This window comes from Paenibacillus monticola (assembly GCF_009664975.1).
GTDB lineage: Bacteria > Bacillota > Bacilli > Paenibacillales > Paenibacillaceae > Paenibacillus_AQ > Paenibacillus_AQ monticola.
On the sequence record NZ_WJXB01000001.1, the window covers coordinates 894,649 to 913,414 of the forward strand.

Genomic DNA, 18,766 nt, shown 5'->3' on the forward strand with positions numbered 1-18,766 from the left:
CAAGCTATACTTTTATGATGATGAATTATGAGATAACACTTCAATTTCTACTTTTCAACTAGGAAAGATAGTCTTCTCGTAAACTAATAATATTTGCAAAAGCGCCGTCTGCCTAATGGGTCGACGGCTTTTTTTAGTTGTATTTCTCTGAAGTTACGGCAAGTCGATTTCACAAAAAAAACAGGAAGACCGCACAAACCGCAGTCCTCCTGTTCATTTCGCTTGCAGTTTGCAATAAGCTTTTCCTGACATCTACTCCATCATAATCACAGGTGTTGTGTTTGCTTCATCAGGCGTAAGGCTTGAATTCTTAGCAGAGGGACGCTTTAATGTGATTGCCAGCAATATCCCAACCACTGCAATGATGGCGAGTAATTGGTAAGTGTTGTGAAATGCATGCGTCATCGCATTTGGCACTGGTGCCTCGCCATTGCTCGTATAAAGATCGGTACGGCTGACAAGGAACGTTGTCAATCCTGCGATAGCGAAGGATGAAACCACTTGTTGGGCGGCACCTGTCAGTGAGGTGACTCTTCCAACCAACTCCTTAGGCGCAGTTTGGATCAAGTGTGTATTCAATGCGAGGAAAGACATGCCCGAACCCAACCCGAGTAGTATGCGTGGAAGAAGGAATGTCCATGAACTGTCACTTGGATCGATCATGGAGAGCATATATGCACCAATCGTTATGAGAATTAAGCCGCCGACAACCAGAGGCCGTGCGCCGATCCGGTCGAACAAACGTCCGCTGATCGGCATCATGATACCGGAAGCAATGGCCTGGGGCAATGACCAGAAGCCAGCTTCAAAAGCACTCATTCCCATAAGTCGCTGCATGAAATACGGGACAGCGAAAATCATGCCGAACAAAGCGAGTTGTAAGACCCATTGCACCAGAATCCCAAAGGTAAATTGCTTGGAACGAAAAACCCTCAGCTCTAGCAATGGCTCCTTCTTGCTCCGGAGTTCAACGATGACAAACAGAATCAAAGCGACTGCACCTATGGTAAGACCAGTGATCGTTTTCACCGTAGTCCACCCTTCTCCACCTTCGCTTAACCCGTATGAAAGGCCACTGAATGCTAACGGAGCGAGCATAAATCCTAAGGAATCTAGCGGAGCAAAAGCCTTTTTCGGTAGATTCGGCAGAAACAGTATGCCTAAGATAACCCCAACGATGCCGACCGGAATATTGATTAGAAACAGCCAACGCCAGCTGACGTAGTCGACTAAATACCCAGATACGATCGGACCAAGTGCAGGTGCAAGCAGAACTGGCACTCCCATGATGCCCATGATTCTGCCTACCGAATCGGCAGGACTGATCCTGTAGATCATCGCAAAGGCAATCGGAGTAACCATACCTCCACCCAAGCCTTGCAAAATTCGGAAGAATATCAACATTTCAGCCGAGCCCGCGAACGAACATAAGATCGAACTGCCGACGAACAAGATGATGGAAATAATAAAAATTTGTTTGGCTCCGAACCGGTCGGACATCCACCCTGCTAACGGAATCACGGAAGCCTGGGCTAGCGCATAACCAGTGATTGTCCATTGAATAAGGGTCAATGAGCTTTGAAAATCTTCGGAAATAACCGGAATGGCGACGTTAACCGCCGTGCTGTCCAGAATAACCATGAACAATCCTACGATAATTGCGATCAACGGAGCAATGAGTGAACGGACTGATGCGGGCTCACTTATTGTGGAATCTGCGGGCATATAAATCTCTCCTAACTATTCGTAATTTGGCTACAAATAAAATAACACAGTTTCTAAACGGAGTAAACGATTTATACTAAAAAAGTTCAAATGGTAAATGTGGTTTAAATTATTAGCGAATTGCTTTATAATGAAATTGGTAACACAGGAGGTGTTGGGAAATGTCGGAGGTAGATTGCGATCCGTTGTCCTCGAAACGAGAAAAGCTTCTCGTACGTTTGATCCCCTATATCCAAAAACAGGGCATCAGCCAGATGAAGATGGAAGATGCGGCTAAATGTATGGATATCAGCAAGGCAACCATGTATAAATATTTTGACTCCAAGGATGAAATTGTAGGGCGTTTGCTTGAACAATATGTGCGATTTCTTTCCAATCTGATCCTGCTGGAAGCTCCCCAAAAGCTGTCACCTGAGAGGATATCGCAGCCGTCCGAAGAAGAGTTGAAGGTTTACAACGAATCTTTCGCCAAGGTGTTTAGGCTGATGATTAAGCAGACGTTCTTCCTAACGGATATACTGCTTCAGGATTTAAATGGGTCATATCCCCAATTGTCCGTCAAACTTGCCCAAGCTTTAGACCAATTTCAGAAAAAACTCGTCGCCTACTTCGACAGCGGCATTGAGTTTGGTATATTTTATCCCATCTTCAACACTCAAATTTATCTAATACAAATGGATCTAATGATAAGAAAACTGCTGGACCCTAAGTGGCTGATGATGCAAAATATGACGTTGAAGCAAGCGCTGATGGGTTTCTATAAAGCGATGAAGCACCAGATTTTTTACGAAAAGTGGATTTGTGAAAATGATTCTGACATTGAAGCCTATTTGGACAAGCTGATCATGGAGAAGCTTTCCTACGAATAACGTGACAAGCTTAGATAAGCGAGGTCATAACGAAAAACGACAGCTGGTCGTAAGCCAGCTGCCGTTTTTTTATGATGATGAATACATTCACAATGCACCCACAGCCAGTTGAGGAACGTATAGCTCTTCCAGTGCCAAGCTATTTTGAAGATCACACATATCAGCTTTTTTTTAGCTATCCCCCGAATAGTGGTAATCCAAGTAAGGGAATCATTTTGGGCTGGATACGGGCGGGGAAGAGCGGACGCAGCGGGAGATTGCGAAGGCACTGGAGATTTTAGTATGGATAATATTGTTTTTACATACATTTTTTAATATTCATGTGTTAAAAATGAGTCCCATGGACGGAAAAGGCATGGATGAGGGGTATGGAAAAACAAGTTATATTCAGCTATTTTTTTATGAAGGGCGGGGCAGATCAATCTGCTCCGCCTTTACTATATTTTGAAAGTCCATTTCTAATGAGAGGAACATCTTCAGTACCGCTATCCAAGGCGGTCTTATAATATAAACATTTATGTTCTATGACTTCCATCGTTTTTTTTAATTCCTCCATTTGTGCTTCAACGGAAGCTTTCCGCTCCAGGAACATGTCATATCTTTGCTGCAGGGTGGAATCTCCCTCAGAGCACCACTCTATAAAATGTTTAATTTCCTTAATTGGCATTCCGGATGACTTAAGGCATTCAATTACTTTTAAAGCTTCCATATCCGATTCCTTGAAAACGCGTTTTCCGCTGGAGGTCCTTTCGATAAAAGGCATAAGACCTTCCTTGTCATAGTAACGCAGGGTATGTGGTGTCATGTCAAAGTATTCTGCAACTTCACTGATGGAGTATGTCTTCATCCTGTATCTCCCGTCTTAATTGTATTTTGTCTTGACTTAGAGTTAACTTTAAGTAATAAGATAGGTTTTGTAAAGGCTACGTTTCACATTTTCATATTAATTAGAAGAGAGGTTACACAATGATTAAAGTTAATGCACGCGCTACATTCAGTCAGGAAGGTCCGTTCAAACTAACCACCATTGAGCGCCGGAATCTTCAGCCGCATGATGTTCTTATTGAGATTAAATACGCTGGGATCTGCCATTCGGATATTCATACAGCCCGCGGGGAGTGGGGTCCGGTTAACTATCCACTCGTTCCAGGGCATGAGATCGCCGGAATTGTTAGCCAGGTCGGTTCCGAAGTCACAAAGTATTCAGTTGGTGATCGGGTAGGGGTAGGTTGTATGGTTGACTCTTGTGGAGAGTGCAGTAATTGCCATAAAGGAGAGGAACAGTATTGCCTAAATGGAAATACGGGCACCTATGGAGCTATCGACCGATATGGGAAATATACGCAAGGTGGGTACTCCACCCACATCGTTGTAACAGAAGACTTCGTAGTCCGGATTCCAGATGCTATTCCGCTTGACGCTGCTGCACCACTTTTGTGTGCCGGAATCACAACTTATTCACCGCTGCGCCATTGGGGAGCCGCTCCAGGCAAAAGGGTAGCTGTGGTGGGTCTTGGTGGCCTTGGACACATGGCTGTGAAGATTGCTCATGCCATGGGGGCTGAGGTTACTGTTTTATCACAGTCACTGAAGAAGAAGGAAGATGGTTTGCAATTAGGAGCGGACCATTATTATGCGACTAGCGATCCGGAGACATTTAAGCAGCTTGCCGGTTCGTTCGACCTAATCGTAAATACTGTAAGCGCGCAGATTAATATCGATGTCTATCTTTCACTCCTTGCGCTGGATGGTACATTAGTCAATGTCGGTGCGCCCGCTGATCCATTGTCAGTAAACGTATTCTCGCTGATTGGTCACCGCCGCTCGTTTGCCGGATCAATGATTGGTGGAATCCGTGAAACGCAGGAAATGCTTGATTTCTGCGCTGAACACAATATTGCATCTGAGATCGAGGTTATATCTGCCGACCGGATTGATGAAGCCTGGGAACGTGTACTCGCTTCCGATGTCCGTTACCGGTTTGTAATCGATATCAGTACGATGGGCAATGAATAAGGAAAGTCCTCTTTTTTGACATTGTATCGTGTCCACAACCTCAAAAAATTCGATAATACGGGCGAAATCTAAAGGGATAACATCCTTTTAGATTTTTTTTTTTTATTGTTGACAAATCGATTGTCAACCTATATATTTTATATATCGAATCAATATATATCAATTAGATATATTAATGTTCGATATATGTAAACAGAAGTGGGCTTCCTTTTGATTTCAGAAGGAACATTCACTATGCCAGGAAAGAGGGAATAGATTTTATGTTGATTTATGTAATACTCGGGTTCCTCTGCGAAAAGGATATGACAGGATATGAAATCAAGCAGAAGATGACGTTAAGCACTTCCAACTTTATTGATGCCAGCTTCGGAAGTATATATCCTATGCTGAAAAAAATGGAAAAGGGGGAGCTTATCAAGTATGAAGAGGTGGTAGAGGAAGGCAGATTCAAAAAATCATATGGTATCACGGAAAAAGGAAAGAGTGAATTTATAGGTTGGTTAAAAACACCATGTACTTTTTCCCCTTTTAATTATGAGTATTTGAATAAGCTTTTCTTCTATAAACATCTTGAGGATCTTGAGGTTGTTCAATTGATTACCAGCTTTCAAACCAATGTCGCCAGTGAATATAACAAGCTTGCCTTGATAGAAGAGAAGCACGTTCACGAAATGGGCGTATATGAGCACGCGACTTTGAAATTTGGCAAAGAATATTATCAATTGATTATGAATTGGCACGATGGACTCACAAGAAAAATTACAGATAAGAAGGAGAATGAACATGAGAATGACAAAGAAATTTAAATTGCAGATTGCAGCTGGAAATGTGAATTTGTACAAATGGGTAACGGAGATGACTCCAGCTGAATATGAATCATTTTCAAAAGGTCACAAGGCAATGGGTAGTTATTTCGAAGATGGCGAATTCTATATGGTGAATGTAGAAAATATGGGGAATGAGATGATTGTTCAGCACTATCAATTAAAAGAACACACAGAGGATCATTTGCGTTTCTACTCTGACAAGACAGAAGCCTATATATGTCGATGGATACCTGCTATTGTTGGAGTTCCATGGGAAATGAAGGTCACGCCTATTGATAACCACTCTTGCGAACTTAGTTGTACGATTGGAGCGGACTTTCCATCTCGGCTACTGGCTTTTGCAGCATGGATAAATGGTTTCGGCGGATTCTTTATGAGAAAACATTTAGCCGACGAGGGCGAGAAATTCGCTAAAGATATAGAAAATAAATTTAATAACGACAGGAAGCCAAATTCAAGGGAAGTGCTACAGTAACAGTAATTGTTTCTGAACAGGAAGATGTGATTAAGCATATAAATGCTACTAGATTTGAGGTTTTTAGGAGAACTAAGAGAATCAATATCCACTATATCGGACGGCTCTTTTGGCCCTGCATGATCCCATTGGAACAGGCTCTGAGGCTGATGATGTGATTAAAGAAGTCGATCTCAAGATCGAGAAGAGCAAGATTTACCGCAACCTGGATATTCTGGATGATTTGGATACAGGCGGTGAGGAGAGCACACGGCGTTTAATCCATATTAGTTGAAGAGTCTTTCTAATTAAAACAAAGGATTTGGTCTAGGAACTCAACCAAGTGCTTTGTTTTATTCGTTGATCCTTCTTCAAATCAATAAGGAAGTAACGCTGCTCTTTGGATAACTTGCGAATCGTGTCTGTGCTATTAAGAAGCTGGAATTTATATTGCAGATCCAGTTCCTCTTCTATTATTAAACTTCGGTGAGAAATAATTGAGGGACTCCTTCCTAGCTTTTAGTGTCATATCAAATGATTCGGTGGTTCCATCACGGAGTATTACATCATAAGTTCCTGAAACTGCAATAATATCACTGGCGAAGGAGTCGATTTTTAAATTTTTCAAATTCGCTTTTTTAGCTGGTAGCAGACTCTTTTTTAGAAGCTGTTCATACTCAAGATAACAGGCCGTTGGCTCCAAATAAGGCAAAGAAGCCATCCGGATGCCCGGGGGCAAGAAGCTCCATCAGGAATCTGAGAATTTCTCCAAAAGGGAATGGATGTGGTAACCAAGGCCAACTCCAATGCCGTTGTCTATGAGCGTCCCGGTAAATTACAAGATAATAAATCTTGCTGAATGTGTGAAGACAAAAAAGCATACAAACCTCACTAAAAGGCTGATTTCATTCCAGGGGCCCCGAGCAGTATGATCGGTATGATAAACCTACGGAAATCTTGGAGGGATGAATATGTCAAAACAGATATATGAAAAATTCGAGCCCTTAAAAAATGCGAGGCTTGTGTTGGGGTATTTGACGTCCATGGTGGATGAGAAAGCGGACAATCTTCCGTACTGGCTTGTGTTACCTCATAAAAAGCCTGCTGAAGCAGCCCACTGCCGGGTGGACGATGCGGAGCTGGTTGGCTCCTGGTATGAAGCCGTTGATGCTGTCCGGAAAATGTTGAAGACAGAAGAGGGTGCTTCGGTTCAGCAATCCTTTTACCGGCATGTCATGAAATCTTGGGGAGAGCATGGACTTCGCTTCCATGAACAGTATCCCTGGACCCATACGAATCACAGCTCCTTTCACGAAATGGGTTATATTCTTCCGGCGCTGAACAGGATGATAGAGAATCATCCCGGGGACCAGGAGGCGGAGATGAGGGCTTCCGAACTTGTACGAGGGCTGCGAACGCTTGTGATAGAGCGGAAGGTGAGAACCTTCTGGTCAGGCGATAATGAAGAGAAGGAGCCGATCTATGAATTCCCCAATGATGTCTATCTGAAAGACGACGGCTTTGATATGACCAGACACAGCGGGCGGGGAGAGCAGGCTATCCGCAATGCAATCGTGCTTCATTCTCTGGTACGGAGGTATGAGATCACGAAGGACGAGGTCTCTCTTGATTTGGCCATTGGCATCGCCAACCATCTTTTGGGACCCTCGCGTTACTTTAATTATAAAATGGAATTTTTCGGCCATATCCATTCGGCGGGCTGGGTTGCATCCGGACTTGTCCGGCTTGGCCGTACCACTGGCAAGCAGCGGTACATCCTTGCCGGCAAAGGGATCTATGACTATATCCGTTCCCTGTCCTCTTCCTTCGGGTGGGTCCCCGAGTATGCACAATGGCATCCCCTGAACGAGGAACACTGTGAAACTTGCTGCATCAAAGATATGATCGAATGCGCCAATGAGTTGATTCTTGCGGGTTACGAGGAATACTGGAAGGATATGACCCTGTTTGCGCGAAACCAACTGGTGGAAAACCAGGTGAAGGTTTCCTCCTATGTGGTTACAGACAATACAAGACCTGACGGCAACGGAATTACGTACAGAGACATTGACAAGAGAATGATTGGAGGCTTTACCGGAGGTGCAATGGTTAACTCCATATCGTTGTCCAAGTTCCGCTCCATTGCAGGCTGCTGTGTGGGAATGGCGCCTGTAGCGTTGGAGATTGTGTGGGACAGGTCCGTTGAATTTCATAATGGAACGCTCTTCATCAATATTCCCGTTGATAAGGAAACCGAGCAAGCCTCGGTGACCATGGATTATCCCGAATCAGGCTATATGTCCGTCATGCCTAAGCAGCATTGCCATGTTGCCATACGGATGTATGAATGGATGGGCAAGGATATCCGGGCCAAAATCGATGGAACAGCCTATACTCCCGCAATGGAGGGCAAGCTTGCCATCTTCAGGAATGTAGCGGCAGGGGCAAAAGTGGAACTGGAGCATTCCTTAGAGACTGTGGTTGTAACAGAAACGGCGCGTGGCGAGGAATATTCGATTTCGTGGCGAGGCTGTGATGTGGTCGACATATTCCCGCGAGGCGAGCATTTGAGGCTGTATCAGCGGGATTTGCGTGTGCCCAAAACCTACCCCTCTGCGGAAGATGTTCAATTTACCGGCGCCGCCAATTATGGCCCCACCCAGCAGGCGCAAACAAAATAATAACCCCAAAAATCACAAAACCGCAAAAGCCACAACTTGCAAAAGTAATTTTGCGTGCTATGGCTTTTTTCTGTGTAAAATGCGTTAAAGATAGACATTTTGTTCAAATATAAGAATTTATATGTTTCACACGATAACTTATCCTTCTATTTCTCGCTGAAATGGTACCGTCCTTAAAAAGGACGGCAAAGCCGTTTCCACTTGGGGGGATAGTTTTGTGCAGATTGATTGCTATAATAGAAGCAAAATTATCATAGCCGAAATGGCAGGGAGAATAAGATGGACAATCATATCAGTGAGCAAATTGTATATGAAAATCCTCTACAGCCAGTGAGGATTTTGCACCAGCACCGGAATGAAAGGGCTATAGGCAAATGGCATTACCATCATGAGCTGGAGCTTATCGCTGTCGTCAGAGGCGAATTCAGTATATATACCAAAGACAGGGTGTTCAAGCTGTCTGCCGGCGATGTTGCCATCATCGGGTCCTTCGAGCCTCACCACTCGTATAAGGATGAGGGTGTAATGGATTATATTGTTCTCCAGTTCGACATTCTCAAGTATTTGGGGCAGGATCTCATCCCATATATGAAATATGTTACGGAAGCCGGCCGGCTGTACAGCAGCCTCAATGATATATTTGCGGAGAGTCCTGAGGTGAAACGGCGGATTTTCGATTATATCCATGAAATTGCAATGGAGTATGCCCAAAGACAAAAGGGCTATGAAATCGCCATTCACAGCCTTCTTTATAAAATTATATTGGCTCTGTTGCGCAGCGACAGGAGTGCTTTGATGGATGTCAGGAAGGACGCTGAGCTGTTGAAATTGCTGCCGGTTCTGGACTACATTGAAAAGAACATCCATTACAAGGTCGATATGAAGGAAGCGGCCCAAATCATGAATCTGGATTACTTTTACTTCGGCAAGGTCTTCAAAAAAATCATGGGAAAAACATTTATCGAATATGTAAATTACAAAAAAATCGTGAATGCGGAGCTGATTTTATTAACGCGGGATGTTTCCGTATTGGAAACGGCATCTTTGGTCGGCATGCCCAACATGGCAAATTTTTATAAAATCTTCTATAAATACAACCAATGCTCCCCAAAGGAATTCAGAAAAAAATTGCTGTAGCCCGCCCACATTTTAAGTTATTACCAAATTCATTTAAGGGAGTACATTTTCTTATTTGCCCCGGAAGTTATAATGAAGGACATGAGAGCTCCTTAATACAGCCGGAGGGATGAGAGAAATGAAAGCGGTTTTAGACAGTCAACGAAACCATGTCGGAATAAAAAGAAGCAAGATTTTTCTGCTCAGTATAAAAAGAGATGCCATCCTGTACGCCCTTTTGCTGCTGCCTCTGTCGTATATTGCCATTTTTAAATATGCCCCTATCTATGGCTTGATTATGGCATTCCAGGATTACAACATTTTTGCAGGAATTAGGGGGAGCGAATGGGTAGGACTGGATGTGTTCCGGTTTATTTTCCAGCAGGACAGCTTCTATCGTGCGTTGAAGAATACGCTGGTCCTGAATGTTCTGGACTTGGTCGCGGGATTCCCGGCGCCCATTCTGCTGGCGATTTTGCTCAATGAAGTGAGACAGGCAAAATTTAAGAAAATGACCCAGACCGTGTTGTATCTGCCTCACTTTATGTCCTGGGTTATTATTGGAGGTATCGTATACCTGATGTTCTCCAATAGCGGTATGGTCAATAATTTGATCGCTAGCCTTGGTTTTGAGAAGATCGAGTTTCTGTCGCAGAAAACACCTTGGTTGATCACTTATATTTCAGTTGGCGTATGGCAGAATGTCGGATGGGGCACCATCCTTTATCTGGCGGCCATTACCGGAATCAATAAGGAATTGTATGAGGCCTCCGATATGGACGGCTGTACCAGGCTTCGTAAAATGTGGCATATTACACTGCCCGGCATTAAGCCAACCATCAATATTTTGCTGATTCTCCAAATTGGCAGAATGGTTTCCATCGGGTTCGATCGTCCCTTTGTGATGGGGAATTCACTGGTTAGCGAATACTCCGATGTTATCAGTACTTTCGTGTACAGAGTGGGTATTAGTTCGGGAGATTTCTCCCAGGCCACAGCGGTAGGATTGTTCCAATCTGTGATTGGCCTGACTCTGCTGGTATCTGCCAATTATATCGCGAAAATATTAGGTGAGGATGGGATATGGTGAGGATGGCGAACAATATGCGCAAAAAGAAAAAAATGAGTGTAGCGGATATTGCGATTATCGTATTTATTGTGGCATTGTCCTTCACATGTATTGTTCCATTCCTTTACATGATAGCGCTTTCCTTCAGCTCCAACGAAGCGATTATTTCCCAAAAAGTAGGACTGTGGCCGGTAGGCTTCACAACAGAAACGTACAAAACCATCTTGAGCGATGTGGATATGCTTTATACGCTTGGATACAGTATTGTACTTACGATTTTCTACACCTTCGTGTGTATGTTCCTGACCATTTGCGCCGCGTATCCGTTAACGAAAAAGCGGCTGTTGGGAAGAAACTTTATTTTGTCAGCATTGGTCTTCACCATGTATTTCAGCGGCGGTTTGATTCCCTCCTATATTCTGGTTAAAAACTTGGGGTTGATGAATACGGTGTGGAGTTTGGTTTTGCCGGGCGCCATGAGCGTGTTTAATTTGATTATCCTGAAGACCTTCTTCACTTCTCTTCCGGAGAGTCTGGAGGAATCGGCTTCTATTGACGGGTGCTCGGATCTGGGCATTCTCATCAAGATTGTGCTTCCCCTCTCATTGCCTGCGATTGCCACATTAAGCCTCTTCTATTCGGTGGACAGATGGAACGGATTCCAGGATGCACTGTTCTACATTACGAAAAAAAATCTGTATCCTATGCAGTTGAAGCTGTACCAGATCATTTCGGCCAATCAGCAGCTGGATAGCCAACAAGGAGGGGAAGGAAGTATCGGCTCCTACATTGTGCCTGAGTCACTGAAAGCGGCCAGCGTTATGTTTACAACCATCCCGATTTTGTTGATCTATCCCAAACTGCAGAAGTATTTCGTAGATGGTGTGATGACCGGAGCTATCAAGGGCTGAGGAAAGAACATATCAGAATGAAGGGAGGGATTCCCGGGCTGGTGGATGATGAATGTAATAATGCAAGGGATTTACAGTGTAGATGATTAGATGATTTCAATAAATACGGGCATGAAAGGGTGGTTTAAAGTGAATACGGGCATGAAGAAGGCAACAGCAATTCTGTTTAGTATAGCGCTTCTGGCCAGTGTTGCGGCAGGCTGTGGAGGTAATGACAAGAAGAGTGGAGAGACGGCGTCAACCGCTGCATCATCTTCTGGTCCTCCCGTAACCTTGACTGTGGAAGTGTTTGACAGAGGTGTTCAGGGACAGCCGGACTTGAACAACAACACGTGGACCAAATATGTCAATGAAAAATTCGGCAAGCCCAATAACGCCATTGTAGAATATGTATCTGTACCCCGCTCCCAGGAAGTAGACAAGCTGAATGTGTTGATGGCTGCCAACCAGGCTCCTGATATTTCCTTCACCTACGACGGGACGTTAGTAACCCGCTACGCCAAAAGCAATGGCCTCTATACACTGGATGAATTGCTCGAGAGCCAGGGCCAGCAATTGAAGTCTTACCTCGGTGAGAAAGTGCTTTCCTACGGGATATATGACGGGAAACAAGTCTCTATCCCGGGCAAGCGGACGCTGCTTGCCTGGAACGGTATGTTTATCCGCAAGGATTGGCTGGATAGCCTGGGAATGCCTGTTCCGACAAACCAGGATGAATTGTACGAGGCGCTGGTTGCCTTCCGCGACAAGAACCCCGGAAATGTAAACGGTGTCATCCCATGGGCAACAGCGGCTGCCGGCATGAACTACACCTTCGGTAATCTGGTACAATCCTTCTGGGGGGAGATGTCGGAGGAGGAATTCGTTACCACCACCAACTGGCTGAAGCCCGGCAACAAGGATGCGTTCAAATGGCTGAACAAGCTGTACGATGAAAAGCTGATCAGTCCCGATTTTGCGCTGGACAAAACAACCAAGCAAGCGGATGCCGATGTGAGCAACGGCAAGGTAGGCTTCTACGCTGCCAACTGGGATTATCCGCTGCTGCAGAAAATTCGTGACCCGCTGAAGCAAAACGCCCCGGATGCCAACTTTGTCCCTGTAGATACCTTCAAGAACTATGAGGGGAAATACCTGAAAGAGATATACAATGAGAACGGGCTATTCTCCTTTATCCCGAAAAGCAGCAAGAATGCAGAGCTGGCCATGAAGTATCTGAACTGGATGGCTGACCCGGAAGTGCTGTTCTTCCTGCAGTTCGGCCAAGAAGGTGTCAACCACAAGCTGGTAGACGGCATCCCTCAAGGGATTGCGCAAACCGGTGAGAATATGCAAATGAGCAATCTGAATCTGGATTATACGCTGGTTGTAAACGGCGCAGAGCTGGGCGATACCGAAAAGAATGTCAGAACATATGCAGCGGCTTTAGCAGCCGGAGATCAGGACTATGAGAAGCTGGCTATTGATTCATACAAGATCAATACGACAGACGGCTATACCGGCTTCTACTATGGCGTCCCGAACGAAGCTAATATCAAGTACGGCAAAACGCTCGGTGACATGAATAAGCAAATGATTGACAGGCTGGTCGTTGCCAAGCCGGCAGAGTTCGACGCCTTGTATGGCAAGCTGGTGAATGAATATATGGACGCCGGCGGCAAGGCCGTTCAAGATGAGAATGTGAAGAACTACAGAGAAGTCATAGCCAACAAAAAGTAAATCATTAAATTCGGATAAGCCATTGTTCTTCAATGTGGTTTATCCGAATTTCGTTTGCTATTTTCGAACCGTGTTTCTATGATTGGGAGAAATCCATATGTTTAGGAGGTTACCCATGTACAAGGTCATGATTGTAGATGATGAGTCGTGGGCGATTAGAGGAATCCGCAACGCCTTTGACTGGGATAAGTACGGTTTTGAGATCATAGGACAATATACAAGCGCTTACAAAGCGTGGGATGCCATAAGAGAAAAGCCGCCGGATTTAGTGTTTACTGATATCCGTATGCCGGGTATTTCCGGACTGGATCTGATGAAGCGGGCCAAAGCACAAGGTTTGAACATTGAGTTTGTCATCGTAAGCGGATATGGGGAATTTGAATACGCCCAGGAAGCGCTGCGCTACGGCGCGCTGGATTATTTCCTGAAGCCATTGGATGTTGATATGGCTGATCAGTTCATCGCGAAGCTAGCCATGCACTTCTCCCGGAGAAGCGCTGCACGCAATCATCTTCTTCTTGATGCGCTGACCTCAGCGGATCAGGACGAGATAGAACGCTTCCTGCCGCTTTCCGACCGCTCGGCTGTATGCTATTACCAGGTGCTCGCTATCTATTTTGAGGGTGAAAACAAGGATTTCAGAAAGCTGCTGTCTTTGGAGGGAAGGCCTGTTTATGCTGTGGAAGTAGAAGCCGGAACCCGAAAAATGTTGGTTGTTCTGATCACGGAGGATAGGGCTTGTCTGGAAGGGAATTGGGCTGAGCTGGTTCTGAATAAGACTGGCATCAGTGTTGTGGGCATTAGCAGCATCTCCAGCCAGCTTAAGCATATGAGCAAGCTGATTAAAGAAGCAGACCTGTCCGCCTCCCGCGTTTTTCTGGAGGAAGCTGCAGGCGCCGTGCACTACGAGCCGAAGCTTCATCTGGTGAAACCCTGTATCGATGGGCTCTATAGTATCATTCAGGGGAATCTATTTGACAACATGGATGTGTACATCAAAGGGCTGCAGGAATACTTTAGGGATCATCATCTGGGCATGTGTGAGGTTGTCTACTTGTGGAATCAGGCAGTCGGTATACTTGTAAACGCTTATTCTGAGGAATTGAAGGATATGGAACTGGAATTCCTGAATTATTCCGAGATCAAGGAACGTTTTGAAAACTTTGAGTCTCTGTGCAGCTTTTTATATGACGTCCTCGCCTCCATCAGGCAGGGGAACAGCCGCTCCTTGCAGGAAGGGGATATCTTGTCCTGCTTCAACCGGATGATAGCCTATATCGACCGGCACTTTGAGCAGAAATTGTATTTGAAGGATTTGTCCGCCCAATTCTTCATCAATCAGGTGTATTGCTGTCAATTTTTCAACAAAAATCTGGGCAAAACCTTCTCCGAATATGTGGCGGAACTCAGGATCAAGAAAGCCCGGGAGCTTCTGAAGCAAACAGACCTGTCCATTGAGAAAATTGCCATTAAGTCCGGGTACGTGGATTATTATTATTTCAATAAAGTATTTAAGAAGCATTGCGGGATGACGCCCACTAAATTCAGAAAAAGCTAATATGAATGGAGGGCGGGCCATGAAGACCAGTAAACTGAAATTGAAACATCAGATATGGCTTATCTTTTTTTGCTCTATCGTTATCTTCACAGTCATGGAATTTTATTTTTTTTATAGTTTCTCTAATTTAACGCAGAAGAGAGCCGCCAATTACGGCAATCAGATGATTGAGCAAACACGCCGCAAAATTGATTCTGTGTTCAATGATATCAGGGTCAGCACCAGCATTGCGGTCAATAGCAAATTGATTCAGGAATTTTCCGTAGTGGATGATGATTACAAAAGGGCGTTTGATAGTGGTCCATATGCACTGGATCTCATGGAATATATGAGGTCCTTTAATTCGTATGTGAACGGAATTGTGATTAATGATATCCAAGGAAGGCGGCTTTACAGTCTGGCGTCCGCAAGCGGTGATATTTTCTTTCTCAATCGTTATGAAGCCTTTATCCGGAAGTATAAGGAAGATCCTTCGCTTCGGGATCAGGGGATGTTCACCACGATGCTGAAGGACGACAGAACAGAAACGGAACAGTTTTTTTATATCGCTCCGATTGTGGAGGCTATCGGGGGAATCTATTTCTCCCAAATTACAGGTTACTGCACCGTGATGGTCAATATGGAAAAGATGCAGGGGCTGGTGGAAAATACAGAATTAACGCCTAACTCCACCTTATACATTCTGAATAGCCGGGATGAGGTGATTGCATCCACAAATTCCAATGCCCGGGGCACGTTATTCAGAGATGTTCTGTCTATGGATAAGGACATCTTGCTTAACGGCGTAATCGAAGCCATTGACGGGGAAGATATTCTGGTCCAGGTCAAGGGATTGGAGCAAGCAGACGGGTGGCGGGTGGTTAGTATGATTCCGGTGCATGAACTGACTGCGGACATGAACCCCATGCGAAAGGTCAGCATTGTCGTGGGGATTGGAATTATTCTAAGCATGATCATAACAGGCAGTTTTTTCATGAACAATCTGATGCGTCCGCTGATGGGACTTGTTATGGATATGAAGAAGGTGGGCAGGCGGGATATGGGCTTCCGTATTAAAGTCCGGTTTACCAATGAGGTCGGCTTGCTAGCCTGCGATATTAACCGGATGATGGATGAAATGGAGGAAATGACAAGAGACATGTTCAATACCCAGGCCAGATTATATGAATCCGAGCTGAGCCAGAAGCAGGCGGAGTTTGCTGCCCTGCAAAGCCAGATCAATCCCCATTTCCTCTATAATACGCTGAACTGTATCAGCAGCATCGGATTAGAATACGGAAGCAGGGAGATTGCGCAAATTACATTCTGCATGTCTAAAATCTTCCGGTACAGCATCAAGAAGGATGATCTTGTACAGATCAGGGAAGAGGTTGACTGCATTCAGGCTTATATGAAGATTATCTTAATCCGGTACGAGAATAAGTTCTCCATGGAGCTTGATATGGAGGACAGGCTGCTGGAAATGCAGACGCCCAAGATGATACTCCAGCCTATTGTGGAGAATTCCGTCTACCACGGGCTGGAGCGGATGGACGAAGGCGGGCGGCTCCTGATTACCGGAAGCATAGATACGCATGGAGATGTGTGCTTCTGTATTACAGATACAGGGAGAGGAATGGAGCCGGAAGAGCTGGCCGCCCTCCAGCTCAAGCTGGACACGGATTCCCCGGAGCGTGCGCCAGACGGCCAACCGGCAAAAGGCATTGGGCTAACCAATATCCATAACAGGCTCAGGCTGCTGTTCGGAGAGGGTTACGGGATCACCATAGAAAGCCGGTTCGGCCATGGGACGACAGTGACCGTGAAGATTCCGCAGCTGTTAAACGGCCGTAAACCTTTGGAAGAGTAGCCTTTGGATGAGTAGCAGGAAATTTGTTTTGTATTACATAAAAGAAGGGACTGTGAGCTATGACTTCATCTATCCTGCGGACAGAATATCCTCGTCCGCAATTCGTAAGACCAGACTGGCAGCATTTGAATGGAACATGGGAGTTTGAATTTGATGACGAACGTGTTGGCGATACCGGGCAATGGAGCAGCGGCCAGCAAGCCTTCAGCCGTCAGATTCAGGTCCCCTTCACTTACCAAAGTAAATTGAGCGGCATTGGAGAAACGGGATTCCATGATCTGGTGTGGTACAAGCGCAGCTTCGCGGTTCCGGCGGAATGGGCGGGGCAGCGGGTGATCCTGCACTTCGGCGCAGTGGATTATCAGGCAACAGTCTGGGTAAACGGCAGGCAGGCAGCCTATCATGAAGGCGGCCATACGCCATTCCAGGCGGATATCACGTTCGCTCTGCTGGTTGGAGAGAATACTGTGGTGGTACGGGCCGAGGATTTCAGCAGGGATGTGACGCTGCCGCGGGGGAAGCAATATTGGAAGGAGGATTCGGCTTCCATCTTCTATACCCGGACAACAGGAATTTGGCAGACCGTATGGCTGGAGCCTGTTGCGGAGCTTCATATCAAGAAGCTGAAATTCAAGCCGGACATTGACCGCAATGAAATCCAAATCCGCACGTTTCTTAATCAAGCTCCGGTTGGCTGCAAGGCGGAAGTCCGCATCGACATCCGCTTCAAGGACGAATATCTGGCTACTACCAGCTTCTCAATCGATCATGCGGAAGAAGCACGTACCATCGGACTCCATGATTTTAACGATCATGGATTAGGGCGCTGGTGGTCACCGGAGCGCCCTAATCTGTACGACGTAACCGTTACGCTCTTCGTGGACGGCATTCAGGTGGACCAAGCGGAAAGCTACTTCGGCATGCGCAAAATAGCGGTTGAAGCCGGCAAGCTGATGCTGAATAACCGGGTCTATTTTATGCGGCTGGTGCTGGATCAGGGGTACTTCCCGGATGGAATTCTGACGGCTCCCAGTGATGAGGCATTGAAGCAGGACATTGAATTGGCTAAACAAATGGGCTTTAACGGCGCACGCAAGCACCAGAAGATAGAGGACCCCCGTTTCTTGTATTGGGCGGACCGGCTTGGGTATCTGGTGTGGGGGGAGATGGCCAATGCCTATGCGTATTCGGAGGAATATGTGCGCAAGGTAACGGCGGAATGGCAGGAGGCGGTGGAGCGGGACTACAACCATCCGTCTCTGGTGGTGTGGGTTCCCCTTAACGAAAGCTGGGGGGTGCCCAACATCCTAATCGATAAGCGGCAGCAGCGCCATGCCATGGCGATGTATTATCTGACCCAATCCCTGGATGACAGCAGGCTGGTGATCTCCAATGACGGTTGGGAGCAGATGACCACGGATCTGGTCACCATCCATGACTATGAATGGAGACGGGAGGATTTGACGGAGCGCTACAGCACCTTGGAGCGGACGTTGGAAGGAAAGCCGCACCGCAGGGAGCTGTTTGTAGGGGGAACCGCATATGCGGGCCAACCGGTTCTGGTGACGGAGTTCGGGGGGATTGCCTATAAGAAAAGCGATTGGGAAGGCTGGGGCTATTCCGGTGCAGACAACGATGAGGATTTCCTGGCTAAGCTGGCTGACGTGATAGAGCCGCTGCTGCAATCGCCCCATGTCCAAGGCATTTGTTATACCCAGCTGACCGATGTGGAACAGGAGATCAACGGCTTGTTGACCTATGACCGGGCCTTCAAGGTTCCGTTGGAACAAATAAGACAAATCGTTGCCGGGAAGGTAATATAGGGAAATTAGTATGGGGACACATCCTTTAATTGGGGATAGTGTCCTTTTTGTTTCCTGCTATTGACAGTCAATGAAACGTCAGGGCGTCTTTTCTTAAACGATTACAAAAACAATTTAAGATAGTACATTTTTTTAATTTTCTCCGGAAG

The 18,766-nt window shown here is 45.8% G+C and carries 15 protein-coding genes and 1 pseudogene; 13 read left to right on the forward strand and 3 right to left on the reverse strand.

Features of this window, described 5'->3' with window-relative positions; genetic code table 11:
* Window positions 1-252: 252 nt before the first annotated feature.
* Window positions 253-1,725, reverse strand: coding sequence for a DHA2 family efflux MFS transporter permease subunit (locus GJB61_RS03820; protein WP_154117108.1), 1,473 nt, complete (start codon window positions 1,723-1,725; stop codon window positions 253-255).
* 161 nt (window positions 1,726-1,886) lie between these two features.
* Between GJB61_RS03820 and GJB61_RS03825 the strand changes: the two genes are divergently transcribed.
* Window positions 1,887-2,594, forward strand: a complete 708-nt coding sequence (locus GJB61_RS03825; protein WP_154117109.1) for a TetR/AcrR family transcriptional regulator — start codon at window positions 1,887-1,889, stop codon at window positions 2,592-2,594.
* 418 nt (window positions 2,595-3,012) lie between these two features.
* On the opposite strand, the gene GJB61_RS03830 is transcribed toward GJB61_RS03825, so the two are convergent.
* Window positions 3,013-3,441, reverse strand: coding sequence for a MerR family transcriptional regulator (locus GJB61_RS03830; RefSeq protein ID WP_154117110.1), 429 nt, complete (start codon window positions 3,439-3,441; stop codon window positions 3,013-3,015).
* 119 nt (window positions 3,442-3,560) lie between these two features.
* Here GJB61_RS03830 and GJB61_RS03835 point away from each other — a divergent pair, with 119 nt between their 5' ends.
* The 4 genes and pseudogenes from GJB61_RS03835 to GJB61_RS32495 form a co-directional block, all read left to right on the forward strand.
* The gene (locus tag GJB61_RS03835; protein WP_154117111.1) at window positions 3,561-4,610 is read left to right on the forward strand and encodes an NAD(P)-dependent alcohol dehydrogenase; all 1,050 of its coding nucleotides are present in this window, start codon (window positions 3,561-3,563) and stop codon (window positions 4,608-4,610) included.
* 260 nt (window positions 4,611-4,870) lie between these two features.
* Window positions 4,871-5,416, forward strand: a complete 546-nt coding sequence (locus tag GJB61_RS03840; protein ID WP_154117112.1) for a PadR family transcriptional regulator — start codon at window positions 4,871-4,873, stop codon at window positions 5,414-5,416.
* Window positions 5,394-5,912: a hypothetical protein gene (locus GJB61_RS03845; RefSeq protein ID WP_154117113.1), complete on the forward strand. Its 519-nt coding sequence runs from the start codon at window positions 5,394-5,396 to the stop codon at window positions 5,910-5,912. Before GJB61_RS03840 ends, GJB61_RS03845 begins: the two co-directional genes overlap by 23 nt.
* Window positions 5,913-6,021: 109 nt before the next feature.
* Window positions 6,022-6,174, forward strand: a pseudogene (locus GJB61_RS32495) (RNA polymerase subunit sigma-70); the annotation flags it as partial.
* A gap of 162 nt (window positions 6,175-6,336) precedes the next feature.
* Here the strand turns inward: GJB61_RS32495 and GJB61_RS03855 are convergent.
* Window positions 6,337-6,612 carry a hypothetical protein gene (locus GJB61_RS03855; protein ID WP_195724224.1) on the reverse strand — a complete coding sequence of 92 codons (276 nt, stop codon included), beginning with the start codon at window positions 6,610-6,612 and terminating at the stop codon, window positions 6,337-6,339.
* A gap of 250 nt (window positions 6,613-6,862) precedes the next feature.
* On the opposite strand from GJB61_RS03855, the gene GJB61_RS03860 reads away from it, so the two are divergent.
* The 8 genes from GJB61_RS03860 to GJB61_RS03895 all read left to right on the forward strand — a co-directional run bounded on the left by GJB61_RS03860 (window position 6,863) and on the right by GJB61_RS03895 (window position 18,617).
* Window positions 6,863-8,572 carry a glycoside hydrolase family protein gene (locus tag GJB61_RS03860; RefSeq protein WP_154117115.1) on the forward strand — a complete coding sequence of 570 codons (1,710 nt, stop codon included), beginning with the start codon at window positions 6,863-6,865 and terminating at the stop codon, window positions 8,570-8,572.
* Between the two features lie 279 nt (window positions 8,573-8,851).
* Window positions 8,852-9,709 (forward strand): helix-turn-helix domain-containing protein, encoded by an 858-nt coding sequence (locus GJB61_RS03865; protein ID WP_154117116.1) that lies wholly within the window; start codon window positions 8,852-8,854, stop codon window positions 9,707-9,709.
* A 118-nt stretch (window positions 9,710-9,827) separates the two neighbouring features.
* Window positions 9,828-10,778 carry an ABC transporter permease gene (locus GJB61_RS03870; protein WP_154117117.1) on the forward strand — a complete coding sequence of 317 codons (951 nt, stop codon included), beginning with the start codon at window positions 9,828-9,830 and terminating at the stop codon, window positions 10,776-10,778.
* A 14-nt stretch (window positions 10,779-10,792) separates the two neighbouring features.
* Entirely contained in the window at window positions 10,793-11,668 is an 876-nt protein-coding gene (locus GJB61_RS03875) for a carbohydrate ABC transporter permease (protein ID WP_229521433.1), read from the forward strand.
* A gap of 111 nt (window positions 11,669-11,779) precedes the next feature.
* Window positions 11,780-13,387, forward strand: a complete 1,608-nt coding sequence (locus GJB61_RS03880) for an extracellular solute-binding protein (RefSeq protein ID WP_229521434.1) — start codon at window positions 11,780-11,782, stop codon at window positions 13,385-13,387.
* A 115-nt stretch (window positions 13,388-13,502) separates the two neighbouring features.
* Complete coding sequence (locus GJB61_RS03885) at window positions 13,503-14,945, forward strand: response regulator transcription factor (protein WP_154117119.1); 1,443 nt, start codon at window positions 13,503-13,505, stop codon at window positions 14,943-14,945.
* 19 nt (window positions 14,946-14,964) lie between these two features.
* A complete protein-coding gene (locus GJB61_RS03890; protein WP_154117120.1) occupies window positions 14,965-16,794 on the forward strand; it encodes a cache domain-containing sensor histidine kinase in 1,830 nt (609 codons plus the stop codon).
* Between the two features lie 59 nt (window positions 16,795-16,853).
* On the forward strand, window positions 16,854-18,617 hold the full coding sequence (locus GJB61_RS03895; protein ID WP_154117121.1) for a glycoside hydrolase family 2 protein: 1,764 nt from the start codon (window positions 16,854-16,856) through the stop codon (window positions 18,615-18,617).
* The last annotated feature ends 149 nt before the right edge of the window (window positions 18,618-18,766 follow it).